The sequence below is a fragment of the Flavobacterium cucumis genome (genome assembly GCF_900148835.1).
Lineage (GTDB): Bacteria > Bacteroidota > Bacteroidia > Flavobacteriales > Flavobacteriaceae > Flavobacterium > Flavobacterium cucumis.
In genome coordinates this window covers 158,205-183,030 of record NZ_FRYK01000002.1, presented here as the reverse complement: position 1 = coordinate 183,030, position 24,826 = coordinate 158,205, and the positions used below count along the sequence as shown (strand labels likewise).

Genomic DNA, 24,826 nt, shown 5'->3' with positions numbered 1-24,826 from the left:
TCAAACGAAATGGCTTTTATTTTATCTCTTTTGGTAATCCGAAGTAAAGAATAATTCCACGGTTGGATATTTCTGTTGTGTCATTTGGATTGAGAAATCGCTATCGGCTAAAAAGACTAATTGTCCGTATTTGTCATGACCTAAGAATTTTTGTTTTACCCTTTTGAATTCAGCAAACTCAGTGTTTTTAGGGTCTTGTGGTTTTACCCAACACGCTTTAAATGCAGGGAAGTTTTCATACGTACATTTTGCACCATATTCGTGTTCTAAACGGTATTGAATAACTTCATATTGAAGCGCTCCTACAGTTCCAATTACTTTTCTTCCGTTCATTTCTAAAGTAAACAACTGCGCAACACCTTCGTCCATTAACTGATCCACACCTTTTTCAAGTTGTTTTGATTTTAATGGATCTGCGTTGTTGATGTATCTAAAATGTTCTGGTGAGAAACTTGGAATTCCTTTAAAATTCATGATTTCACCTTCGGTTAAGGTGTCGCCAATTTTAAAGTTTCCAGTATCATGTAAACCTACGATATCTCCGGGATACGAAATATCAACAATCTCCTTTTTCTCAGCAAAAAACGCATTCGGACTTGAGAATTTTAAATTCTTACCTAAACGAACATGTAAATACGGTTTGTTTTTTTCAAATGTTCCTGATACAATTTTAATAAAAGCCAAACGGTCTCTGTGCTTGGGATCCATGTTGGCATGAATTTTAAATACAAATCCACTTAATTTTTCTTCTTCGGGTTTTACTAATCGGGTATCCGATTCCTTTGGTCTTGGTGTTGGTGCGATTTCAACGAAACAGTCCAGCAATTCGCGAACGCCAAAATTATTTAAAGCCGAACCAAAGAAAACCGGTTGTAAATCGCCGGCTAAGTATTCTTCACGACTAAATGGTGGGTAAACTTCATCAATTAACTCCAATTCCTCTCTTAATCTATTTGCAGGTTTCTCACCAATAATTTTTTCTAATTCAGGATTGTTAATGTCGTTAAAAGCAATAGTCTCTTCAATGTTTTTTCGGCTATCCCCTTCAAAAAGGTTGATGTTCTTTTCCCAGATATTGTAAATTCCTTGAAAATCGTATCCCATTCCAATAGGAAAACTCAAGGGGGTAACGCGAAGTTTTAATTTTTTCTCTACTTCATCCATCAAATCGAAGGCATCTTTACCTTCACGGTCTAATTTGTTAATGAACACAATCATCGGAATGTTTCGCATTCTACAAACTTCAACCAGTTTTTCAGTCTGTTCCTCAACCCCTTTTGCTACGTCAATTACTACAATTACACTATCAACAGCGGTTAAGGTTCTAAAAGTGTCTTCTGCAAAGTCTTTGTGACCTGGCGTATCTAAGATGTTGATTTTTTTGTTTTGATAGTTGAAAGCTAATACTGATGTTGCTACCGAAATTCCTCTCTGTCTTTCAATTTCCATGAAGTCGGAAGTAGCTCCTTTTTTGATTTTATTGCTTTTTACCGCTCCTGCTTCCTGAATTGCACCACCAAACAACAATAATTTTTCAGTTAAAGTCGTTTTACCGGCATCGGGATGGGAGATAATTCCAAAAGTTCGTCTTCTTGCTATTTCTTCTATAAAACTCATTATTCAAAATTTTGTGCAAAAGTAACTTTTTTTTGCAGAATTTTCTGTTAATAGTCGCTTATAAATGTTGCGAAATAGTCTCGAATTGTTATTTTTGTGGATTACAACGAAATGTATTACTCTACATATGAAAATTTATCGCTTATTTGTTTTTATTTTTCTATTAGTTCCTTGTTTTTTAGGAGCTCAATCGAAAGAAATTTTATTCACGATTGACGCGCATCCTTATTATACAGATGAATTTATAAGGGTTTACAATAAAAACCTAGATTTGGTAAAGGATGACTCTCAGAAGGATTTAGACGCCTACTTGGAATTGTTCTTGGGTTATAAGCTTAAAGTAGCGAAAGCGTATAAGATGGGTTTACAAAATGCATCTGCTTATCAAAGCGAGTTGAAGTCCTACAGAAATCAGTTGTCTAAAAACTATTTGAATGATTCAAAAGTTACGAATGAATTGATTGAAGAAGCTTACGAACGAATGACAAAAGAAGTTAAGGCTTCTCACATTCTAATTTTAGTTGATGAAGGAGCCTCACCTGAGGATACTTTAAAGGCTTTTCAAAAAATTAAGGATATTAAGAACCGATTGGATGCTGGAGAGGATTTTGTTAAAGTAGCGAGACAGTTTTCAGAAGATCCATCGGTCAAAGAAAACAATGGGGATTTGGGTTATTTTTCTGCTTTTAGAATGGTATATCCTTTTGAGAATGCAGCTTTTACAACAAATATTGGGTCTGTTTCAAATCCATTTAGATCGCGTTTTGGATATCATTTGGTAAAAGTAATTGATAAAAGAGTCAACAGAGGAGAGGTAACCGTTTCGCATATAATGGTTGCTAAATCTCAAAATTCGGATACAGAATTGGACAATAAATCGAGACAAAGAATCGAAGAAATTTATCAAAAAATTAATCAAGGTGAGGTTTTTGAAAGTTTGGCTCAGCAATTTTCTGAAGATAAAGCTTCTGCCCCTAAGGGAGGACTTTTACAACGATTTGGTTCGGGACAGTTGAGTTCGGAAGTTTTTGAGAATGTAGCTTTTTCTCTAGAAAATCCTGGAGCTGTTTCAAAGCCGTTTGAAACTTCATTTGGTTGGCATGTTGTAAAATTAATTGAAAAACATCCCGTTCCATCCTTGAAAGAAATAAAAAGTGAGTTAGAAGAAAAAATAAGAAAAGATGAGCGTTCTTTATTAATTACAAATTCTTTAGCAAAAAAAGTCAGAGAAAAGTATTTGCATACAAAAGATGTCAAATTAATTGTAAAAATAAAAAGTGTTGTAAATGATGAATTTTACACACAAACATGGGTAGTTCCAGAAAAAGCTGAGGCGTTGGAAGGAACCATTTTAACCATTAATAAGGATAGAAAAGTAGCCGCTAGATTGTTTTTAGATTTTATTGCTTCGAAACAAAAATCAAATAGTAAAATAAAACCAGTTGCAAAATTAGTAGATGCATTATTTGAAAAATTTACTGATGAGCAATTGATTGCTTATTATAATGATCATTTAGAAGACGAATTTTCTGAGTTTAAATATGTGATGGATGAATATAGGGATGGACTATTGCTTTTTGATTTGATGGAAAAGGAAATTTGGAACCGAGCAAAAAATGACACTGTTGGGCTAAAAGAATATTTTCATGAGAATAGTAAGCTTTACCAATGGAAAAAGCGATATGATGTGGATATTTTATCATCTACAGATCTGAAAATAATTGAAAAGGCTCAAAAGTTTTTGAAAAAAGGAAAATCCTTAGCCTACATTAAAGAACAATTAAATGAGGAGGGTAAGATTAATATTATGTCAAAATCGGGAATGTACGAGGAGGATTATGATGTGTTGCCACAATTTAATAATTTATCAAAAGGAGTAACTGCAGTTGCATCTAAAGGAGGGTACTATTTTGTAGTAAATGTTAAAGATGAAAAACCTGCTGAAACAAAAGAATTAGAGGAATGCAAAGGAAAAGTCATTAGTGATTATCAGCAATTCTTGGAAGATAATTGGATAAACGAACTTAAAAAAGAGTTTACTATTAAAGTTAATAGAGATGTTTTTGAAAATGCTAAAAGACAATTACAGAGCAAATGAAGTGTTGGATTCAAATAATGGTTTTGTTTTTTTTAGTAAATTCTTGTGACTATTTTAAAGTAGCTAAGGAGCCAGAAGCAATTGCGCGAGTAGGTACTAATTTTTTATACAAAGAGGATATTGCAGATTTGGTTCCTAGAGGGACTTCTAAAAAAGACAGTTTGGCTATAGTTAAATCTTTTATTGATAGATGGGCAACTCAAAAACTATTGTTTGAAGCGGCACAACGAAATATAACAAAAGCTAAAACAGAAGAATTTAATACCCTCATTGAACAATATAAGATAGATTTATATACAAAAGACTATTTAGAGGAATTGGTAATTAGGCAAATAGATACGTTAGTTACGGAAGCTCAAATAGCAAGTTATTATAATCAAAACAAAGAATATTTTAAAAATTCATCTGAATTAGTAAAATTGCGTTACATCAATTTAGTTAAAGAAAATCCAAAATTTGCGAAAATTAAATCAAAGTTTAGTTCCTTTACCAAAAAAGATAAAAAGGAGCTCGAACAACTAGCAGTTCAATTCAAAAGTTATGCTTTTAATGATTCCATATGGGTTGATATTAATCAGGTGTATGAGAAGTTGCCTTTTATAAATTTAGAAAATAAAGAGAAATATATAGCTAACGGAATTAACTTTCAATATCCCGATTCTACTACAGTTTGGTTGGTAAAAGTGAATCATGTCTTACCAAAGGATAGTGCAACACCGTTAGATTTTTTGAAGCCAACAATCAAACAAATCATAATCAATAATAGAAAATTACAATTAATAAACACTTTAGAAAAAGAGATTACCAATGATGCAATCAATGAAAAAAAATATGAAATTTATAAATAAGAAGTTCTTCTTACCTTTTTTATTAGTAACTACGCTTTCTTTTGCACAAAGCAGAGTGAAAGTTGATGGCGTAATAGCTGTAGTGGGCGATTATGTTGTGTTAGATTCAGATATTGATTATGAGTTAATTCAGTTAAAAGCTCAAGGTGTTGATATTAAGACAATTACACGTTGTGAGCTTTTTGGTAAGCAATTAGAAGACAAGTTATATGCACACCAAGCTATTCAAGACAGTATTGTGGTTTCCGACGCCGAAGTTAACGGTTATATGAGTGAGCAAATTGATGCTATGGTAGAGCAAATTGGTGGAATGGATAAAGTATTGAAATTCTACAATAAAAAAAATGAAGAAGATTTTAGAAGCTATTTATTTGATTTTATTAAAATGAATAAGTTGACTTCTCAAATGCAGAATAAAATTGTAGATAAAGTAACCATTACGCCTGAGGAAGTTAGAAATTTTTTCAAGGCTATCCCAGCTGATGAGATTCCCGTTTTTGGAGCCGAAATGGAAGTAGCTCAAATTGTTGTTAAGCCAATTATTACGGAAGAAGAAAAACAACGTGTTGTTGCTAAATTGAATGAAATTCGTCAAGATGTTTTAAATGGATCAAGTTTTTTTAGTAAAGCTGTTTTATTTTCAGAAGATCCTGGTTCAAGCTCTAACGGAGGATTCTATAAAATGAATCGCAAAACCCCTTTTGTAAAAGAATTTAAAGATGTTGCTTTTAGTTTGGCAGAGGGCGAAATTTCAGAACCGTTTGAAACGGATTTTGGATACCATATTATTTTAGTGGAGAAGATTAAAGGTCAGGAAGTTGAGTTGCGTCATATTTTAATGGCACCAAAAGTTTCACCTCAAGCCATTAAGGATGCCAAAGAGAAAATTGAAGTTATTAGAACAAAAATTATTAACAAAGAAATTTCATTTGCGGAGGCTGCTAAATCATCATCAGATGAAAAAGAGACCCGAAATAATGGAGGTGTTTTGTTGAATCCAAGAACTATGGAACCCCGTTTTGAATTAACTAAAATGGATCCGACTTTGTATGCACAAGTATCGGATTTAAAAGATGGAGAAGTTTCTTATCCTATTTTAGACGAGGAAAGAGGGGTTGGGAAGTTTTATAAAATCATAACGGTTAATAATAGAACTGAAGAACATACTGCGGAATTCTCAAAGGATTATCTTAAAATTAAAGAATTGGCTCTTCGTGACAAACAAATTAAGGAGATTGCTAAATGGACTGAAGAGAAAATTAAAGAAACGTATATCAAAATTAGCGACGATTACAAGGATTGCGATTTTACAAACAATTGGTTGAAAAAATAAATTAAAGAACCCTTTGAAATTTCAAAGGGTTTTTTAGTATTTTAGACGTTTAATAAAAAAAATAATTTTCGAATTCTAAATTCTAAGTTCATTATGTCAGACGTAGCAATTATAAAGGAATTAGTTCAAAGACAAGAATTGTTAAAAAAAGAGATAGCAAAAGTAATTGTGGGTCAGGATGAAGTAGTTCATCAAATCATTTTGAGTATTTTTTCGGGAGGTCATGCTTTGTTAGTAGGTGTTCCAGGATTAGCAAAAACATTAATGGTTAATACCATTTCTCAAGCGTTAGGACTGAATTTTAAACGAATTCAATTCACACCCGATTTAATGCCTTCTGATATTTTGGGAAGCGAAATTTTAGACGAGAATCGTCATTTTAAATTTATAAAAGGACCTATTTTTTCAAATATTATTTTAGCAGACGAAATTAATAGAACGCCACCGAAAACACAAGCTGCACTGTTAGAAGCTATGCAAGAGCGAGCTGTAACTGTAGCAGGACATCATTATAAATTAGACTTACCCTACTTTGTTTTAGCAACTCAAAATCCAATTGAACAAGAGGGAACCTATCCATTGCCTGAAGCGCAATTAGACCGATTTATGTTCGCAATTAAGCTTGATTATCCTAGTTTTTATGAAGAAGTTGCTGTTGTTAAGGCTACCACATTTGATGACAAACCTCAAGTTAATGCACTTTTTACAGCTCAAGAAATTATTGATTTTCAAAATACTATTCGAAAAATTCCCGTTGCAGATAATGTGATTGAATATGCTGTTACTCTTGTAAGTAAAACACGTCCAGATAATCCGTTATCAAATGATTTTGTAAAAGCATATATCGATTGGGGGGCAGGACCAAGAGCGTCACAGAGCTTAATCCTTGCAGCTAAAACGAATGCTGTTTTCAATGGGAAATTCTCTCCAGATATTGAAGATGTTCAAGCAGTGGCTATTGGAATTTTACGTCACAGAATTGTGAAAAATTATAAGGCTGATGCTGAAGGGATCACTGAGGAGGACATCATCAAAAAGCTGTTTTAGTATTTTAATATGTTTGGGCTAAAAGTTGATTTAAGCAAAAGATATCCGGGATTAGATTTGGCAAGAGCTATTGCGATAGCATTAGTTTTATTTTCTCATACGTTATGGATTAGTGATTTTTATTCAAGTTCCATTAGTTACTTAATGCAATTAAGTGGTACAATTGGGGTCGAAATTTTTTTTGTTATCAGTGGTTTTTTAATAGGTAAAATCGTTTTGAAATTGGTAGAAGATGAAAATTTTTCCTTTTCTACAATCCTTTTTTTTCTAAAAAGACGTTGGTTTAGGACATTGCCAAATTACTATTTAATTCTAGTAATGAATGTTTTGTTGTGGTTTTTGATTTATGATGAAATACCTGAAAAACTTTATTTGTATTTTTTCTATTTACAAAATTTAACCACAACTTCACCTGATTTCTACAGAATTTCTTGGAGTTTAGCTGTTGAACAATTTAGCTATATCGTTGGGCCAATTTTATTGTTGATTACAGTTACCATTATTCCTAATATCAAACGTCATGCTGCTTTTTTAGGTATTAGTGTTTTGATGCTGTTCCTTTTTTTTAGTTCCCGTATTTATTTTAATAGTACCAAAGAATTAGCATCTTTTTTTGAGTGGAATGAAACGTTGCGGAAAGTTTCCATTTATAGGCTTGATGCCATTTACTATGGTTTTATATTGTATTATTTATATGCTAAAAATTACATTAAAGAATCGTGGTATAAGGTTTTATTTTATTTTGGGATAGTTTGTATTTTAATTTTACATGTTTTTCTTTTTTCAATTGGGATTCAGATTCAAAGTGCTCAGACCTTTTTTACTGTTTTTTACCTTCCATTGAATTCTATTGCTATTTGTGCTTTAATCCCTTTTTTAATGCAAGTTCGTTTTAAAGAAAACTTTTTTTTACGAATAGTTACCACTTTGAGTTTGATTTCTTACAGCATTTACTTATTGCACTACAGTATCATCCTCCATGCGATGAAGGTATTATTTCCTTCCGAACAATTGGTTGGTGCGTCTCTTTATGGATATACTCTTTTGTATTGGTTCCTAGTTCTAATTTCGTCTTATGTACTGTATCGTTTTTTTGAAAAACCTATAACGGATTTACGAGATTAAATTTTTTAAATGACCTTGTTTTATGGGTTTACTAAAATTGGCTATGATTTTTTAATGATTGTTTAAAACTTTGATTCTAAATTGATAATTATTCAATATTTGATATAATATTCCGATTTTATTGAAAAATAACCATCAAAATAGAATCTTTATAAATAATAATTCTTCTATTTAGGCTTTTTATTAAAAATTTTTAAATCTGAATCAGATTTATTAAATTTGTGCCACAAAAAATTCAACAAACACTAATAAACTTATTTATAGTATGGCGTTAGCTACTGAAATGAATCTTTATAAAGAGTACATTCAAGAAATCGAAGAAAGAAAAGGTCAAGGATTACATCCAAAACCAATTGATAGAGCTGATTTATTAAATGAAATCATTGCTCAGATCAAAGACACCAACAATGCAAACAGAGCAGATTGTTTGAAGTTTTTTATCTACAATACTTTGCCTGGAACAACTCCTGCTGCTGGAGCTAAAGCAAAATTTTTAAAAGAAATTATTTTGGGTCAAGAAGCAGTAGCTGAAATAACGCCAACTTTTGCGTTTGAATTGTTATCACACATGAAAGGAGGACCATCAATTGTTGTGTTGTTGGATTTAGCGTTAGGAAATGACGTTGCAATTGCAAAACAAGCGGCTGAAGTTCTAAAAACACAAGTATATCTTTACGATGCTGATATGGCTCGTATTAAAGAAGCTTATGAAAATGGAAATGCAGTTGCAAATGAGATTTTAGAAAGTTATGCGAAAGCAGAATTTTTTACAAAACTTCCAGAGGTTGCTGAAGAAATTAAAGTAGTAACTTACATCGCTGGAGAAGGTGATATTTCAACCGATTTATTATCTCCAGGTAACCAAGCGCACTCGCGTTCTGATCGTGAATTGCACGGAAAATGTATGATTACGCCTCAAGCGCAAGAAGAAATTAAAGCCTTACAAGCACAGCATCCAGATAAATCCGTAATGCTAATTGCTGAAAAAGGAACAATGGGTGTAGGTTCTTCTCGTATGTCGGGAGTAAATAACGTAGCGCTTTGGACAGGTAAACAAGCAAGTCCTTATGTGCCATTCGTAAACTTTGCCCCAATCGTAGGGGGAACTAACGGAATATCTCCAATTTTCCTTACTACAGTTGACGTAACAGGTGGTATCGGAATTGACTTAAAAAACTGGGTTAAAAAAACAGACGCAAACGGAGAATTAGTTCGTGATGAAAACGGGGAACCGATTTTAGAGCAAGTATATTCTGTTGCCACTGGAACGGTTTTGACTATTAATACAAATACAAAAAAATTATATAATGGTGATAAAGAATTGATTGATATTTCAAGATCGTTCACACCACAAAAAATGGAATTTATCAAAGCAGGTGGTTCTTACGCTATCGTTTTTGGTAAAAAACTACAAACATTCGCCGCTAAAACTTTAGGAATTGAAGCGCCTCTAGTATATGCGCCTTCAAAAGAGATTCACATTGAAGGTCAAGGATTAACAGCTGTTGAGAAGATCTTCAACAAAAACGCTGTTGGTACACTATCTAAAAATGTGTTACATGCAGGTTCTGATGTTCGTGTTACCGTAAATATCGTAGGTTCGCAAGATACTACAGGTTTGATGACGGCTCAAGAATTAGAATCGATGGCGGCTACTGTGATTTCTCCAATTGTTGATGCTGCTTACCAATCAGGTTGTCATACAGCATCGGTTTGGGATAAAAAGGCACAAGCAAACATCCCGAAATTAATGCAGTTCATGAATGATTTCGGATTAATTACAGCACGTGACCCTAAAGGTGTTTACCATGCAATGACTGATGTTATTCACAAAGTGTTAAATGATATTACGGTTGATGAATGGGCTATCATTATTGGTGGTGATTCTCATACACGTATGTCTAAAGGCGTTGCTTTTGGAGCGGATTCAGGAACGGTTGCTCTAGCTTTAGCAACTGGTGAAGCTTCAATGCCAATTCCACAATCGGTGAAAGTTACTTTCAAAGGGAGTATGCCAGATTATATGGATTTTCGTGATGTAGTTCACGCTACACAAGCGCAAATGTTACACCAATTTGGAGGTGAAAACGTATTCCAAGGAAGAATTATTGAAGTACATTTAGGAACATTAACGGCTGACCAAGCATTTACTTTTACAGATTGGACTGCCGAAATGAAAGCTAAAGCGTCTATTTGTATTTCTGAAGATGAAACGTTAATCGAGTCGTTAGAAATTGCAAAAGGAAGAATCCAAATCATGATTGATAAAGGCATGGACAACAAAAACCGTGTGCTTCAAGGATTAATCGATAAAGCAAACCAACGTATTGCAGCAATCCGTTCAGGTGAAAAACCAGCTTTACGTCCAGATGCAAATGCAAAATATTATGCAGAGGTTGTAGTAGATTTGGATCAAATCGCTGAGCCAATGATTGCTGACCCAGATGTAAATAATAAAGATGTTTCTAAACGTTATACGCACGATACGATTCGTCCACTTTCTTTCTACGGAGGTGATAAAAAAGTAGATTTAGGATTTATCGGTTCTTGTATGGTGCACAAAGGTGATATGAAAATCTTAGCTCAGATGTTGAAAAATATTGAGAAACAACAAGGAAAAGTAGAATTCAAAGCACCATTAGTAGTGGCTCCTCCAACGTATAATATTGTTGACGAATTAAAAGCGGAAGGCGATTGGGAAGTATTACAAAAATATTCAGGTTTTGAATTTGACGATAATGCACCAAAAGCGGTTGCTCGTACGGAATACGAAAATATGTTGTATTTAGAGCGTCCTGGTTGTAACCTTTGTATGGGGAACCAAGAGAAAGCGTCAAAAGGAGACACTGTTATGGCAACCTCAACGCGTTTGTTTCAAGGGCGAGTTGTTGAAGATACAGAAGAGAAAAAAGGTGAATCTTTATTATCATCTACCCCAGTTGTAGTGTTATCTACTATTTTAGGAAGAACTCCTTCAATTGAAGAGTACAAAAAAGCTGTAGAAGGAATCAACTTAACAAAGTTTGCTCCATCACACAAATTGTTAGTAGGATAATTATCTTTAAATATCAAAATGAAAGCTCAAGTTTACTTGGGCTTTTTTTATTGTATCTGTTTAATTTTTTGTAAATTAGTAGAATTAAATAACAAACAAAATAAATTACTATGGCATTTGATATTGAAATGATTGAAAAAGTGTACGCAACCATGGCAGAACGAGTAGATAAAGCTCGAGATTTGGTTGGGCGCCCTTTGACTTTGTCTGAAAAGATTTTGTATGCTCATTTATGGGAAGGAGTACCAACGCAGGCCTTTACTAGAGGAAAAGATTATGTCGATTTTGCACCCGATAGGGTGGCTTGCCAAGATGCAACAGCACAAATGGCATTATTGCAATTCATGCATGCAGGAAAGAGTAAAGTTGCTGTTCCAACAACGGTTCATTGTGACCACTTAATTTTAGCAAAAAATGGTGCGAAACAAGATTTAGAGTTAGCCAATAAACAATCTAAAGAAGTATTCGATTTCTTATCTTCAGTGTCAAACAAATACGGAATTGGATTTTGGAAACCTGGTTCGGGAATTATTCACCAAATTGTCTTAGAAAACTACGCCTTTCCGGGTGGATTGATGATTGGAACGGATTCTCATACTGTAAATGCAGGCGGTTTAGGAATGTTGGCAATCGGTGTTGGCGGTGCGGATGCGGTCGACGTAATGTCGGGTATGTCATGGGAATTAAAATTTCCAAAATTAATAGGAGTAAAATTAACAGGGAAATTAAACGGTTGGACGTCACCTAAAGATGTAATTTTAAAAGTAGCCGATATTCTAACAGTGAAAGGCGGAACTGGAGCTATTGTAGAGTATTTCGGTGAAGGTGCGGAATCGATGTCGTGTACTGGAAAAGGTACCATTTGTAATATGGGTGCTGAAATTGGAGCTACGACTTCAACTTTTGGTTACGATGATTCTATGAGAAGATATTTAGTAGCAACTGGTCGTCAAGATGTGGTAAATGCTGCTGATAAAGTAGCGTCTTACTTAACTGCTGATGCTGAAGTTTATGCTAATCCAGAAAAATATTTTGATCAACTCATTGAAATTAATTTGTCAGAATTAGAGCCACATATTAATGGGCCTTTCACACCCGATAGAGGAACTCCAGTTTCTAAAATGAAAGAAGAAGCCGCAGCTAATGGTTGGCCCATAAAAGTTGAGTGGGGATTAATCGGTTCGTGTACCAATTCTTCTTACGAAGATATGTCGCGTGCAGCTTCCATTGTAAGACAAGCGGTGGCTCATGGAATTACTCCAAAGGCAGAATTCGGAATCAATCCAGGTTCTGAACAAATTCGATACACCATTGAACGAGATGGAATCATTGCTGATTTCGAAAAGATGGGAACCAAAGTATTTACGAATGCTTGCGGACCTTGTATCGGACAATGGGATAGAGAAGGTGCGGATAAACAAGAAAAAAATACCATCGTGCATTCGTTCAATCGAAACTTTTCAAAAAGAGCCGATGGAAATCCAAATACGCATGCTTTTGTGACTTCACCAGAAATGGTAGCCGCTTTAGCGATTTCAGGCCGTTTGGATTTTAATCCGATTACAGATACTTTGATAAATGATAAAGGTGAAGCAGTAAAATTGAATCCGCCTTTTGGAGATGAATTGCCAACTAAAGGTTTTGATGTAGAAGATCCGGGATTTCAAGCGCCTGCAGCTGATGGTTCAAGCGTAGAAGTTGTGGTTTCTCCAACTTCAGATCGCTTACAATTGTTAGCGCCTTTTGAGGCTTGGGATGGTAAAAATATTACAGGTGCCAAATTGTTAATCAAAGCGTTCGGAAAATGTACGACAGATCATATTTCGATGGCTGGTCCATGGTTGCGTTTCCGAGGACATTTGGATAATATTTCGAATAACATGTTAATTGGTGCAGAAAATGCATTCAATGGAAAAGCAAATTCAGTTAAAAATCAATTAACTGGAGCTTATGACGAAGTGCCAAAAGTACAAAGAGCTTACAAAGCAGCCGGAATTCCTTCCATTGTTGTTGGTGACCATAATTATGGAGAAGGTTCATCTCGTGAGCATGCGGCTATGGAACCTCGTTTCTTAGGTGTTAAAGCAGTTTTAGTAAAATCATTCGCTCGTATTCATGAAACCAATTTAAAGAAACAAGGGATGTTAGCTTTAACATTTGCTAACGAATCCGATTACGATAAAATTAAAGAGGATGATACAATTAACTTCTTAGATTTAACGGAGTTTGCTCCAGGAAAACCACTAACACTTGAGTTTATTCACGCTGATGGTACTAAAGATATTATTTTAGCGAACCATACGTATAACGATAGTCAAATAGGTTGGTTTATAGCTGGATCGGCACTTAATTTAATTGCCGCAGGTAAAGCCTAATTTTTTTAAAATAAAGTAATGTTAAAACTCCCATTAAAATGGGAGTTTTTTTTATCTTGCGGTTTCAATACTTTATGCTTTCCCATCTAAAAATAGGTTCATGAGATTCAAAAATTTATTTATTTTTTTATTGTTATTATCGGTTAATATTCTTTTCTCACAAGCTGTAATCAAACATACAGTTGTTGAAGGTGAATCCATTTATTCTATTGCAAAAAAATATAAAGTTAAAGAATCTGATATTTATGAATTAAATCCCAATTCTAAAGGAACTATTTTACAATTAAAAACTATTCTTTCGATTCCAAATAAAGCTTCGAAACGAAAAAAAACGAATGATATTGTTTTATCCGAAAATTCAGAGAAAGCGTTTCATATTGTCGAGGCGGGTGAATCTTTGTATAAAATTGCTAAAAAGTACAACCTTAGTTTGGAGTTACTCAAAGAGAGGAATCCTAGTGTTAAGCCAGAAAGTCTTCGAATAGGAGATAAAATTATTATAAATGTTAATCAAGAGGTGCCTGAATCAAATCGAAACGAAACAGTCACTGTTGCTAGTATTTCTGATCCAACTAATAAAGATGCTAATCTTTGTTTAGACGAGTTAGGTAATCAGGTTCATACTGTAGTAAAAGGAGAAACCTTGTTCAAACTTTCTAAGAAATACAAAGTTAGTATTCAGGATTTAAAAGAGATGAACCCTGAAATTGTCACCAATTTGCCCATAGGATATGAAGTAATTATTAAGCGAGGTGATGTGGAGTTGGTAAGTCATCAAAACGAGACTCAAAGTGTTGCTAAAGAAACAGATGAGGTTGCATTAGCAAACATGACTAAAGTTGATTTTTTGATTCATAAAGCTTCTCAGAATATAGGAACTCGCTATAGAGGAGGAGGTACTACAAGTGCTGGGTTTGATTGTTCAGGATTAATCTTCACTACTTTTAAAAGTATTGACGTAGTCTTGCCGCGTACTTCTGCTTCAATGGCTGGAGTAGGTGTTAAAATTGATAGAAGTCAAGCACAAAAAGGAGATTTGATTTTTTTTACTACTAATGGAAGAGGGTACATCAATCATGTAGGAATGGTTACTGATGTTTTGGAGGATGAAATTAAATTTATTCACTCATCTGTGCAAGCAGGTGTAATTATTTCATCAACCAAGGAACCTTATTATTCTAGACGATTTGTTCAGATTAATAGAGTTCCAATTGATTGATAATTTAAAATATTTGAAGTCAATCTACTCTTTCTTTTGGAACTAAATCAAAATATCACTCTCTAAATCTGATTTTTCAATTTCAAAATCAAAACCCAATTTAGAAACCAGTTGAATTACCAAATTCTTATACCAGTTTTCACTTTTAGGGTGAATGTAGATTTTTTCGATTAATTGATTTAAGTTAACATCAACTTTTAAACCGTTATCGATTTTCATTCCATTAGCAGATACATCAGAAATAATGCGAATTTCTCTTTCATATTGAAAACTTTTACGTTTAAACAAAAATGGGAAAAACATGTCCTCGAAGGGGATAAATTCTTTTTTGTAATCGATGTAATTTACAGCGCCAATGTATTGTTCGGTTTGGCTTTCTGGTAGTAAAGCTTCTTTAAGTCGACCAATCGTAGTTTGAATGGCTAAGCCTTCGGTATTTTGAGTAAAAATTTGCCACATGGCAAACGATTCATATTCATTGATATGCCAACTACTAATTACTACTTTTTCACGATGTGATTTGTAGTAATCCAAAAACTTTGGATTGTTCGCAGCAATTTTCTTGATTTCTTCATAAGTTGGTTCCGAAAAGGTGCCTTCATATTGGTCTTCAAACTTATCCGAACGCGACATAAACAATTGTTGCGATAACAACATGTCTAAAAACTTAGACATATCCAAATACTTCCAAACAATGGTATCATTGTTATCAGGTAAAGTGATATTTGGATGGTTTACGTACATTTTTCAATCCATTACAAGTTCAAAAATAAAATTCAAAGTCAAGATCAAATTTAGGAACGCAGATTTAAGAAATTTGAATAATCTTAAAAATTTTAAATGGTTATCAATCTCCCAGCTTCATTCTTCAGGCTCCTAACTTTTATTCGAAACTCTGCATCATCACCAACTTCGAATACGTTCCATTCAAAGCTAATAATTCGTCATGTGTCCCTTGTTCTACGATTTCACCTTTTTGCATTACTACAATTTTATCCGCTTTTTGAATCGTTGATAAACGGTGTGCAATTACAATTGACGTTCGGTTTTGCATCATGTTTTCTAACGCCACTTGAACAAATTTTTCACTTTCAGTATCCAAAGCAGAAGTCGCTTCATCTAAAATCATGATGGGTGGATTTTTCAAAACGGCTCTCGCAATCGATAAACGTTGTTTTTGTCCGCCTGAAAGTTTTCCACCTGCATCACCAATATTAGTTTCAATTCCGTTAGGTAAATCTTTCACGAATTCATAAGCATTCGCCACTTTTAAAGCTGCAATGATTTCTTCATCGGTTGCATCTTCTTTCCCTAAACGAATATTGTTTTTAATGGTGTCATTAAATAAAATCGAATCCTGAGTAACCAATCCCATTAGATCACGTAGCGATTCTAGTGTCATGTCTTTAATATCAATTCCGTCAATTTTTACGGTTCCTTCTTGCACATCATAAAAACGAGTCAATAAATTCGCAATCGTACTTTTTCCTGAGCCAGATTGCCCAACTAATGCTACCGTTTTACCTTTTGGAATCTCCAAAGAGAAATTTTTTAGTACATTTTCTTCAGCATATCCGAAGTTAATGTCTTCAATGCTGATTTTTTCTGTGAAAGTATCTTTTACGATTGCATTCGGTTTGTTAGTAATCGTATTTTCCACTTCTAAAACTTCAAATACGCGTTCGGCAGCCGCTAAGCCATTTTTCACAGCATATGATGCTTTAGAAATTGCTTTGGCAGGAGTAAGGATGTTATAAGCTAAACCAATATAGGTGATGAAATTTGACCCTTTTAAAGAACCTTCAACTAAAACAAGGTTACCTCCATAAACTAATAATATACCAATAACTAAAATCCCCATAAATTCACTCATTGGAGACGCTAAATTGTTTTTCTTTCCAATCGCGATTGTTAATTGGTATAAACGATTAATAGAATCGTTAAAAGTTTTAGCAAAATAATTTTCAGCATTATAGCTTTTGACGACTTTTAAGCCACCCAAACTTTCTTCCACTATCGAAATTAAATAGCCATTTTCTTGTTGGGCTCTACTCGATTTCGATTTTAAACTTTTACCAATTTTAGAAATAACAAATCCTGAAATAGGAATGAAAACAAACACGAAAACAGTTAATTTCCAACTGATGGATATCATGGCAATTAATGAAAATAAAATAGTCAGAGGCTCTTTAACAATAAGTTCTAAAACCATGAAAAATGAATTTTGAACTTCGTTAACATCACCCAGCATTCGTGCCATAACATCACCTTTTCTTTTTTCAGAATAATAAGAAACAGGTAAAGAAACAATTTTGCTAAACATCTTTTCACGTAAGTCCCGTAAAACTCCTGTTTTAACTTTAGTTAAGTGTTGTAATGCTAGATAGTTAGATAGGTTTTTGAGTAAAAAGGTGACTAATACTAAACCTACTGTTAACATTAGCCCATATTGTATGCCATATTCGGTAGAATATTGATTAACATAATAGGCAATGTATTCTTGCCAATTACTTAATGCATTTATGATTCCATCATATTTTGGTAGTTCAACTTTCTCTGTTTTTCTTTCATCAAACAAAACAGATAGAACCGGCATAATAAATACCATGCCTAATGTTCCAAATAAAGCATACAGAATGTTGAATGATATGTTTCCAACAACATTGTATTTGTATTTTTTAGCAAATGGTATAAGTTTTTTAAAATTTTCGTCCATTTAGTTTAATTTCATTGCCGAAATAATTTCAGCAATTTTGTTATCCAATTCTTTTTCTACTGATGTTGCGTTTTCAATCGTGTCTAAAATTCCATTTACGCTGAAATAGAATTTAATTTTTGGTTCTGTACCGCTTGGTCTTGCGCAGATTTTGCTTCCGTCTTCCAAATAGTAAATCAATACGTTTGATTTTGGAATATGAATTTCAAATTCTTCGTTATTCATGAAGTCTTTTCCTTTTGAAGCTTGATAGTCTTCGATGCAAATCACACGTTGTCCGTTTATTTCTTTCAGAGGATTTTCGCGTAAATCAATCATCATTTGTTTGATTTCATTAGCACCTTCAATTCCTTTTTTGGTAATCGAAATCAAATGTTCTTTGTAGAAACCGAAATCAATATATAAATTCAATAATTCTTGATATAACGAACTTCCCGAAGCTTTGGCTTGAGCTGCAATTTCACTTACTAATAAAATAGCAGCTACCGCATCTTTATCACGAACGGCATCACCCACCATAAATCCAAAACTTTCTTCACCACCACCAATAAATTTCTGATTTGGGAAATCTTTAATGAATTTCGCAATCCATTTGAAACCGGTTAATCCTACTTTACATTCCACATCGTAAGCAGCAGCTAATTCTAACATCATAGGAGTAGAAACAATAGTGGAACCAATAAATTCGTTTCCTTTGAATTTATCTGCGCGTTTCCATTGTTCTAATAAGAAAGCTGTCATGATAACCATGGTTTGGTTTCCGTTCAATAATTTGATGTTTCCATCTAAATCACGAACCGCAACACCTAAACGGTCAGAATCTGGATCGGTTCCTACTACCATATCCGCACCAATTTTCTCTGCCAAAGCAATTGCCATCGACAATGCTTCTGGTTCTTCAGGGTTTGGCGAAACTACGGTTGGGAAATCACCATTAGGTTCGGCTTGTTCTGGAACGATATTTACATCGGTATAACCCGCTTTCGCTAATACATTTGGAATAGCTTTTATTGAAGTACCGTGTAATGAAGTGTAAACGATTTTTAAATTAGCTTTAGCATCGGCTGGCGTGTTAAAACTTGCGTTTTCAACTGTTGATTTCGCGAAAGCTTCGTCTACTTCAGTATCGATATATTCAATTAAATTGTTGTTGGCTTCGAATTTAATATCGCTGTATTTTAAATCTTCGATTACTTTGATAATTTCAGCATCTTGTGGGGGTACTAATTGGCCACCATCTTGCCAATATACTTTGTATCCGTTGTATTCTGGTGGATTGTGAGAAGCAGTCAACACAATTCCTGCATGACAATTCAAATAGCGAACGGCAAATGATAATTCAGGAGTTGGGCGCATGTCTGAAAATAAATACACTTTAATACCGTTTGCCGAAAAAACATCAGCCACAACTTTAGCTAAAGTGTTGCTGTTATGGCGACAATCGTAAGCAATCGCTACTTTTAGTCGTTCGTTTGGAAACGACTTGTGTAAATAATCCGATAAACCTTGTGTATTTTTTCCAAGCGTGTATTTATTGATACGATTCGTTCCAACACCCATAACACCGCGCATTCCTCCTGTTCCAAACTCTAAATTTTTATAGAAACTTTCTTCTAGTTCTTTTGGAGCCGAAGTCATCATTTCTTCAATAGCTGCTTGAGTTGCTTCGTCAAATGTTGGGGTTAACCACTCGTTTACTTTATTTAAAATGCTTTGTTCGATATGCATATTCTTATTTCTTTTTGAAGCCAATTTTGCTTCTTTCTTTTTGTTCTACATTTTTCTGATGGGTGTCCATCAGATAATTTAAAGCTTTGTATATTTCAGGAAACTGTTGTTCAATTTCTGAAACTCTATTTGTGATTTCTTCCAAAGACAAAATTGAATTTCTCAGCACTACAAAAGTTCTCATAATTGCAATGTTTACTTCAATTGCTTTTTTTGAATTTAGTACAGAAGATAACATGGCAACGCCTTGTTCTGTGAAAGCAAAAGGCATATATCTTGTCCCTCCGTAACTTGAGGTCGCAAATTGCGACCTCAAGTTGTCAAATTCTTCTTTTGTAAGTTCAAACATAAAATCTTCAGGAAATCTTTCGATATTCCTTCTGACAGCTTCTTTTAGTCTTTTTGTTTCAATTTGGTAAAGTAATGCTAAATCAAAATCTAACATTACTTTTTGATTTCTAATTACATAGATTTTGTTGTTGATAATCTCTAATTTTTGCATGGCGTGTATAATTTAAAAAGTTAATAATTCTGTTTTACTCTCAACTTTTACGTCCCAACTCCTCACTAATCTTATAACGTTCTTCGTTGTTTTTGGTTCTTAGGATAATTTCACCTAGAAATCCGGCTAAGAATAATTGGGTTCCAATTAACATTGCGGTTAACGATAAATAAAATTGCGGTCTTTCAGTAATTAATCTTCCCGAGGTATTGATGAATAATTTGTCGATTCCTAGATAGAAAGCGAATAAAAATCCAATTAGAAACATAATAGAGCCTAATAATCCAAAAAGATGCATCGGTCTTTTTCCAAAAGTTGAAAGAAACCAAATCGTTATTAAATCCAAGAAACCATTGACAAAACGACTCATTCCAAATTTTGAATTTCCGTATTTTCTCGCTTGATGAATCACGACTTTTTCACCGATTTTCCCAAATCCAGCATTTTTTGCTAAAACAGGAATGTAACGGTGCATTTCGCCTGAAACTTCAATGTTTTTAATAACAATATTTTTATAGGCTTTTAATCCACAATTGAAATCGTTCAATTTTACGCCTGAAGTTTTTCGAGCGGCCCAATTGAATAATTTAGATGGAATGTTTTTCGCCACAACCGAATCATAGCGTTTTTTCTTCCATCCTGAAACCAAATCATAATTATCCTCTGTAATTAAACGGAATAATTCTGGAATTTCATCGGGACTATCTTGTAAATCCGCATCCATGGTAATTACAACGTCACCTTGCGCTTTGGCAAAACCAGCATGTAAGGCTTGTGATTTTCCGTAATTTCTAAGAAAACGGATTCCTTTTACATTCGGATTTTCGTGAGATAATTTTTCGATAACATTCCAAGAAGCATCGGTACTACCATCATCAATAAAAAGGATTTCATAGGAATAGTTGTGCGCTTGCATCACTTTTACAATCCAATTGTGTAATTCGGGTAACGATTCTTGCTCGTTTAATAATGGGATAACTATGGATAAATTCATTTATTTAAAATACAGGTTTGTCTTTTTTGAAGATAGCAGCTAAAATGGCACCAAAAATTGCAGAACCAACAATGCTCCATATGCTTCCTTTTAATTGTTCAATAGTTGAAAATTGATTGTAATCCTTCATTTTATCTACAGTCTCTTTGATAGCAGATGTTGGTGTTCCAAATTTCTCTAACATTTGAACAGTTGATTCAAGCGTAAGTTCTTTTAAACGAATTGCCGCTTCTGGATCAATTACATTGAAAAGTAAAATATTATAAATAACGGAAATTGCAATACCAATTAGTGCTGAAATAAAATAAGTAGTAAAGCCTTCTTTGAAACTCATGTAGCCACCTAAATCTTTTTTAGTTTTAACTAATAAAACACAACCTATAATTATGTATACTGCCAAAATTGAGAGACCTAACCACCATTTTGTCATTAAAGATAAATCAACAATGTAAATAGAAGTTGTAATCAATACACTTAATACTCCAGTAATGATACCAAAGGTAATTCCTTTTTTTTTGATAATTTCGTTCATAGTTTGTTTTGGTTTAATTAATTTACAAATATAAGAATTCTAATCGTTGTAGGATTAGAGTTAAAAAATAAAAAAAAGTTACATAAACATTGGTAAATTAAAAATTAAATGTAATTTTGCGCTCTGAAATAAAAAGTTTATAAACCAAAAGGTTATGAGTTGTTTACACCTTTACAGATGTAAAGCCGCGAAACAAATTATAATCGCTTAATAAAAAGATTTACAAAATGAAAAAAGGTATTCACCCAGAAAATTACAGATTAGTTGCATTTAAAGACATGTCAAATGAAGATGTTTTTATCACTAAATCTACAGTTGAAACGAAAGAAACGATTACTCACGAAGGTGTTGAGTATCCAGTTTTCAAAATGGAGATTTCTAGAACATCTCACCCTTTTTACACAGGTAAATCTAAGCTTATTGATACTGCAGGTCGTATCGATAAATTCAACAGCAAATACGCTAAAAAAGCTAAATAATTTTTCGCTTTTTCAAAATAGAGAAAAGCTTCACTTAGGTGAGGCTTTTTTTATTGCCTAAATCTTCCTACTTTTGAGTATTGTTTTAAACAATTCATCACTTTAACAATTCAATATAATGAACTATATACTTTTTGACGGAACCGTTCGCAATGCCTTACTTCCTTTTACTTTTACGCGTCCTGTAGCTGATATTCGTATCGGAATTTTAACGATTCGCGAAAAGTGGGAGAAATATTTGGGATATACTACTACAACGCTTACCGAAGAATACTTGATGGAGAAGTATCCAATGGTGGAAATGGAAGAGAATGTTATGATTAATGCTTCTTTTTTGCCAAATCCTATTCTGGTAGATATGGTTCAAAATTTGAATCCTAAAGAAGCAATTCTTTTTGGAGAGGAAATTATCGCTTTTCATACGCATAATACGCAAGAAGATATCGATTTTGATGAATATGAATTAATAGAATATGAAGGGGATGTTTTACGAATCGAAAACACTTGGGATATTTTTGCCAAAAACGATGCCGCAATTCGCGAAGATTTTGAATTGTTAACCGAAGATAGATTTTCTCAGCCGATTCCAAAAAGCGTCAACGTAATTGCACCTGAAAATATTTTCATTGAAGAAGGAGCGAAGTTAGAATTTGTAACCTTAAACGCTTCAACCGGTCCAATTTACATCGGGAAAAATGCTGAAATCATGGAGGGTTCAGTTATTCGTGGTCCTTTTGCTTTATGCGAAGAAGCACAAGTAAAATTAGCGACAAAAGTGTACGGAGCAACAACTGTTGGACCACATTGTCGTATTGGTGGCGAAGTGAATAATTCCGTTTTATTCGGTTATTCAAATAAAGGTCATGATGGATTTTTAGGAAATTCCGTTTTAGGAGAATGGTGTAACATTGGTGCCGATTCTAATAATTCCAACCTAAAAAACAACTACGAAGAAGTGCGTTTGTGGAGTTATGAAACAGAAGGTTTTGCACGTACAGGTTTGCAATTCTGCGGATTAATGATGGGTGATCACAGTAAATGTGGTATCAATACCATGTTCAATACAGGAACTGTGGTTGGTGTTTCGACGAATATTTTTGGTTCTGGATTTCCAAGAAATTTTGTGCCAAGTTTTTCATGGGGTGGTGCTTCTGGATTTACTACCTACATTACCAAAAAAGCTTTCGAAACCGCTAAAATTGTAATGAGTCGCCGTCATGTAGAATTTACAGAAGAAGACGCTAAAATTTTAGAACACGTTTTTGAAGAAACGAAAAAATATAGAAAAGAGTAGTTAATTCGCCAATGTGTCAATGAGTCAATGAGACTATTTTTATAAACTGGAATCCATTTATATTCCGATATAATTAATTTTTGTTATTAAATAGATTGCTAAAATCGCAACGATAATCGAAAGAAGTGCCAACATAATTTGGTGCTTCTTTCTTTTTTTATTTTCAACTTGTAAACGAGTTCTTATTTCTTCTAATAATTCAGGTGTTGCTTTAATGTGATCTTCTAAAGGTTTGTCGTTTAGGATTTTATAATCTTTCCAACTTGTTCGATTGTGATTACCTCTCAAAGATTTATTATAAGCTAAGCTTTTTATCGCTTGCAGCATAGAACCTTCTCCTGCCATATTTTTGATTTTATAGTTCTACGGACTAAATTCTCAAAAAGTTACAAATTAATTCAAATAATTGTCCAATTGGTATATTGTCTAATTGCCACATTAAAACTATCTTTGCATTCTCAATTTTTTGACAACGATTTCATTAATTGAGTTTTACTTATGGAAAACAAGAAAAAAGTCGCATTCTACACTTTAGGATGCAAATTGAACTTCTCAGAAACGTCAACTATTGCACGTGATTTTCAAAATGAAGGTTTTGAACGTGTGGATTTCGAAGAAATTGCAGATATTTATGTAATCAATACGTGTTCGGTTACCGATAATGCGGATAAACAATTCAAGCAGATTGTTAAAAAAGCAATGAAGCTGAATGATAAAGCGTTTGTTGCCGCAGTAGGTTGTTATGCCCAATTAAAACCAGAAGAATTAGCTGCAGTTGATGGAGTAGATTTGGTTTTAGGCGCCACAGAAAAATTCAAAATCACCGATTATATCAATGATTTGTCGAAAAATGATATGGGGGAAGTGCATTCCTGCGAAATTGAAGAAGCGGATTTCTATGTAGGAAGTTATTCCATTGGTGACAGAACGCGTGCTTTCTTAAAAGTACAAGATGGTTGCGATTACAAATGTACCTATTGTACCATTCCTTTAGCTCGAGGAATTTCTAGAAGTGATGCATTAGAAAATGTATTGAAAAATGCTAAAGAAATTTCACAACAAGGAATAAAAGAGATTGTATTAACCGGTGTAAATATTGGTGATTATGGAAAAGGGGAATTCGGAAATAAAAAACACGAACACACTTTCTTGGATTTAGTAAAAGCCTTAGATGAAGTAGAAGGAATCGAGCGTTTACGAATTTCTTCTATTGAGCCTAATTTATTGAAAAACGAAACGATTGAATTCGTATCACAGAGTCGCACATTTGTGCCTCATTTTCATATTCCTTTACAATCGGGGTCTAATGATGTTTTAAAGAAAATGAAGCGTCGTTATTTGCGTGAAGTGTATACGGATAGAGTAGCCAAAATTCGTGAAGTAATGCCGCATGCATGTATTGGAGTGGATGTGATTGTTGGATTTCCAGGGGAAACTGACGAACACTTTTTAGAAACGTATCATTTCTTAAATGATCTAGATATTTCTTATCTACATGTTTTCACCTATTCAGAAAGAGATAATACCGAAGCAGTAGAAATGGAAGGAGTAGTGCCAATGAATGTCCGTTCAAAAAGAAGTAAAATGTTACGCGGACTTTCGGTTAAGAAAAGAAGAGCGTTTTATGAAAGTCAAATAGGAACCAATAGAACCGTTTTATTCGAAAGCGAAAACAAAGAAGGCTACATTCATGGTTTTACGGAAAATTACGTAAAAGTAAAAACGCCATGGAATCCGGAATTAGTTAATACCTTACACGAAATTAATCTAACTAAAATAGATGAAGATGGAAGTGTACGAATGGAATTCTTAAACGTTGAAGTATAAAAAAAAATCCTAAGTTTTTAGTAGACTTGGGATTTTT

At 33.7% G+C, this 24,826-nt stretch carries 19 protein-coding genes; 11 read left to right on the top strand and 8 right to left on the bottom strand.

The genetic code is table 11. The features are described 5' to 3' along the window. Positions 1-21: 21 nt before the first annotated feature. On the bottom strand, positions 22-1,617 hold the full coding sequence (locus tag BUE95_RS06860) for a peptide chain release factor 3 (protein WP_073582806.1): 1,596 nt from the start codon (positions 1,615-1,617) through the stop codon (positions 22-24). 127 nt (positions 1,618-1,744) lie between these two features. Between BUE95_RS06860 and BUE95_RS06855 the strand changes: the two genes are divergently transcribed. The 8 genes from BUE95_RS06855 (at position 1,745) to BUE95_RS06820 (ending at position 14,717) form a co-directional block, all read left to right on the top strand. After that, entirely contained in the window at positions 1,745-3,715 is a 1,971-nt protein-coding gene (locus BUE95_RS06855; RefSeq protein ID WP_073582804.1) for a peptidylprolyl isomerase, read from the top strand. 17 nt (positions 3,716-3,732) lie between these two features. Next, positions 3,733-4,563 carry a hypothetical protein gene (locus BUE95_RS06850; RefSeq protein ID WP_234977636.1) on the top strand — a complete coding sequence of 277 codons (831 nt, stop codon included), beginning with the start codon at positions 3,733-3,735 and terminating at the stop codon, positions 4,561-4,563. Then, on the top strand, positions 4,547-5,896 hold the full coding sequence (locus BUE95_RS06845) for a peptidylprolyl isomerase (protein WP_073583509.1): 1,350 nt from the start codon (positions 4,547-4,549) through the stop codon (positions 5,894-5,896). Before BUE95_RS06850 ends, BUE95_RS06845 begins: the two co-directional genes overlap by 17 nt. A 93-nt stretch (positions 5,897-5,989) precedes the next feature. Beyond that, entirely contained in the window at positions 5,990-6,943 is a 954-nt protein-coding gene (locus BUE95_RS06840) for an AAA family ATPase (protein ID WP_073582800.1), read from the top strand. Positions 6,944-6,952: 9 nt separating this feature from the next. Beyond that, complete coding sequence (locus tag BUE95_RS06835) at positions 6,953-8,068, top strand: acyltransferase family protein (RefSeq protein WP_073582798.1); 1,116 nt, start codon at positions 6,953-6,955, stop codon at positions 8,066-8,068. Positions 8,069-8,351: 283 nt separating this feature from the next. After that, complete coding sequence (locus tag BUE95_RS06830; RefSeq protein ID WP_073583508.1) at positions 8,352-11,123, top strand: bifunctional aconitate hydratase 2/2-methylisocitrate dehydratase; 2,772 nt, start codon at positions 8,352-8,354, stop codon at positions 11,121-11,123. Between the two features lie 110 nt (positions 11,124-11,233). Beyond that, on the top strand, positions 11,234-13,498 hold the full coding sequence (locus tag BUE95_RS06825; protein ID WP_073582796.1) for an aconitate hydratase: 2,265 nt from the start codon (positions 11,234-11,236) through the stop codon (positions 13,496-13,498). A gap of 100 nt (positions 13,499-13,598) precedes the next feature. Beyond that, the gene (locus tag BUE95_RS06820; RefSeq protein ID WP_073582794.1) at positions 13,599-14,717 is read left to right on the top strand and encodes a C40 family peptidase; all 1,119 of its coding nucleotides are present in this window, start codon (positions 13,599-13,601) and stop codon (positions 14,715-14,717) included. Between the two features lie 42 nt (positions 14,718-14,759). Here the strand turns inward: BUE95_RS06820 and BUE95_RS06815 are convergent, their stop codons facing one another. The 6 genes from BUE95_RS06815 to BUE95_RS06790 form a co-directional block, all read right to left on the bottom strand. Beyond that, a complete protein-coding gene (locus BUE95_RS06815; protein WP_073582792.1) occupies positions 14,760-15,461 on the bottom strand; it encodes a DUF2971 domain-containing protein in 702 nt (233 codons plus the stop codon). A gap of 139 nt (positions 15,462-15,600) precedes the next feature. Next, the gene (locus BUE95_RS06810; protein ID WP_073582790.1) at positions 15,601-17,433 is read right to left on the bottom strand and encodes an ABC transporter ATP-binding protein; all 1,833 of its coding nucleotides are present in this window, start codon (positions 17,431-17,433) and stop codon (positions 15,601-15,603) included. Further along, a complete protein-coding gene (locus tag BUE95_RS06805) occupies positions 17,434-19,161 on the bottom strand; it encodes a phospho-sugar mutase (RefSeq protein WP_073583507.1) in 1,728 nt (575 codons plus the stop codon). 4 nt (positions 19,162-19,165) lie between these two features. Beyond that, positions 19,166-19,663 (bottom strand): ORF6N domain-containing protein, encoded by a 498-nt coding sequence (locus tag BUE95_RS06800; RefSeq protein ID WP_073582788.1) that lies wholly within the window; start codon positions 19,661-19,663, stop codon positions 19,166-19,168. Between the two features lie 40 nt (positions 19,664-19,703). Next, positions 19,704-20,657, bottom strand: a complete 954-nt coding sequence (locus tag BUE95_RS06795) for a glycosyltransferase family 2 protein (RefSeq protein ID WP_073582786.1) — start codon at positions 20,655-20,657, stop codon at positions 19,704-19,706. 4 nt (positions 20,658-20,661) lie between these two features. Next, the gene (locus BUE95_RS06790) at positions 20,662-21,189 is read right to left on the bottom strand and encodes a DUF4199 domain-containing protein (protein ID WP_073582784.1); all 528 of its coding nucleotides are present in this window, start codon (positions 21,187-21,189) and stop codon (positions 20,662-20,664) included. Between the two features lie 227 nt (positions 21,190-21,416). Between BUE95_RS06790 and BUE95_RS06785 the strand changes: the two genes are divergently transcribed. Together BUE95_RS06785 and BUE95_RS06780 are read left to right on the top strand one after the other, a co-directional pair. Then, positions 21,417-21,668 (top strand): type B 50S ribosomal protein L31, encoded by a 252-nt coding sequence (locus tag BUE95_RS06785; RefSeq protein WP_026724762.1) that lies wholly within the window; start codon positions 21,417-21,419, stop codon positions 21,666-21,668. A 118-nt stretch (positions 21,669-21,786) separates the two neighbouring features. Beyond that, positions 21,787-22,962, top strand: coding sequence for a GlmU family protein (locus BUE95_RS06780; protein WP_073582782.1), 1,176 nt, complete (start codon positions 21,787-21,789; stop codon positions 22,960-22,962). A 57-nt stretch (positions 22,963-23,019) separates the two neighbouring features. On the opposite strand, the gene BUE95_RS06775 is transcribed toward BUE95_RS06780, so the two are convergent. Next, a complete protein-coding gene (locus tag BUE95_RS06775; RefSeq protein WP_073582781.1) occupies positions 23,020-23,307 on the bottom strand; it encodes a hypothetical protein in 288 nt (95 codons plus the stop codon). 153 nt (positions 23,308-23,460) lie between these two features. Here BUE95_RS06775 and mtaB point away from each other — a divergent pair, with 153 nt between their 5' ends. After that, positions 23,461-24,789: a tRNA (N(6)-L-threonylcarbamoyladenosine(37)-C(2))-methylthiotransferase MtaB gene (gene mtaB / locus BUE95_RS06770; protein ID WP_073582779.1), complete on the top strand. Its 1,329-nt coding sequence runs from the start codon at positions 23,461-23,463 to the stop codon at positions 24,787-24,789. Positions 24,790-24,826: the final 37 nt, after the last annotated feature.

Excerpts from the sequence above, each read along its gene's own strand:
- BUE95_RS06860 (WP_073582806.1), bottom strand. The coding sequence starts at position 1,617 with ATGAGTTTTATAGAAGAAATAGCAAGAAGACGAACTTTTGGAATTATC.
- BUE95_RS06855 (WP_073582804.1), top strand. The coding sequence starts at position 1,745 with ATGAAAATTTATCGCTTATTTGTTTTTATTTTTCTATTAGTTCCTTGT.
- BUE95_RS06850 (WP_234977636.1), top strand. The coding sequence starts at position 3,733 with ATGGTTTTGTTTTTTTTAGTAAATTCTTGTGACTATTTTAAAGTAGCT.
- BUE95_RS06845 (WP_073583509.1), top strand. The coding sequence starts at position 4,547 with ATGAAATTTATAAATAAGAAGTTCTTCTTACCTTTTTTATTAGTAACT.
- BUE95_RS06840 (WP_073582800.1), top strand. The coding sequence starts at position 5,990 with ATGTCAGACGTAGCAATTATAAAGGAATTAGTTCAAAGACAAGAATTG.
- BUE95_RS06835 (WP_073582798.1), top strand. The coding sequence starts at position 6,953 with ATGTTTGGGCTAAAAGTTGATTTAAGCAAAAGATATCCGGGATTAGAT.
- BUE95_RS06830 (WP_073583508.1), top strand. The coding sequence starts at position 8,352 with ATGAATCTTTATAAAGAGTACATTCAAGAAATCGAAGAAAGAAAAGGT.
- BUE95_RS06825 (WP_073582796.1), top strand. The coding sequence starts at position 11,234 with ATGGCATTTGATATTGAAATGATTGAAAAAGTGTACGCAACCATGGCA.
- BUE95_RS06820 (WP_073582794.1), top strand. The coding sequence starts at position 13,599 with ATGAGATTCAAAAATTTATTTATTTTTTTATTGTTATTATCGGTTAAT.
- BUE95_RS06815 (WP_073582792.1), bottom strand. The coding sequence starts at position 15,461 with ATGTACGTAAACCATCCAAATATCACTTTACCTGATAACAATGATACC.
- BUE95_RS06810 (WP_073582790.1), bottom strand. The coding sequence starts at position 17,433 with ATGGACGAAAATTTTAAAAAACTTATACCATTTGCTAAAAAATACAAA.
- BUE95_RS06805 (WP_073583507.1), bottom strand. The coding sequence starts at position 19,161 with ATGCATATCGAACAAAGCATTTTAAATAAAGTAAACGAGTGGTTAACC.
- BUE95_RS06800 (WP_073582788.1), bottom strand. The coding sequence starts at position 19,663 with ATGCAAAAATTAGAGATTATCAACAACAAAATCTATGTAATTAGAAAT.
- BUE95_RS06795 (WP_073582786.1), bottom strand. The coding sequence starts at position 20,657 with ATGAATTTATCCATAGTTATCCCATTATTAAACGAGCAAGAATCGTTA.
- BUE95_RS06790 (WP_073582784.1), bottom strand. The coding sequence starts at position 21,189 with ATGAACGAAATTATCAAAAAAAAAGGAATTACCTTTGGTATCATTACT.
- BUE95_RS06785 (WP_026724762.1), top strand. The coding sequence starts at position 21,417 with ATGAAAAAAGGTATTCACCCAGAAAATTACAGATTAGTTGCATTTAAA.
- BUE95_RS06780 (WP_073582782.1), top strand. The coding sequence starts at position 21,787 with ATGAACTATATACTTTTTGACGGAACCGTTCGCAATGCCTTACTTCCT.
- BUE95_RS06775 (WP_073582781.1), bottom strand. The coding sequence starts at position 23,307 with ATGGCAGGAGAAGGTTCTATGCTGCAAGCGATAAAAAGCTTAGCTTAT.
- mtaB (WP_073582779.1), top strand. The coding sequence starts at position 23,461 with ATGGAAAACAAGAAAAAAGTCGCATTCTACACTTTAGGATGCAAATTG.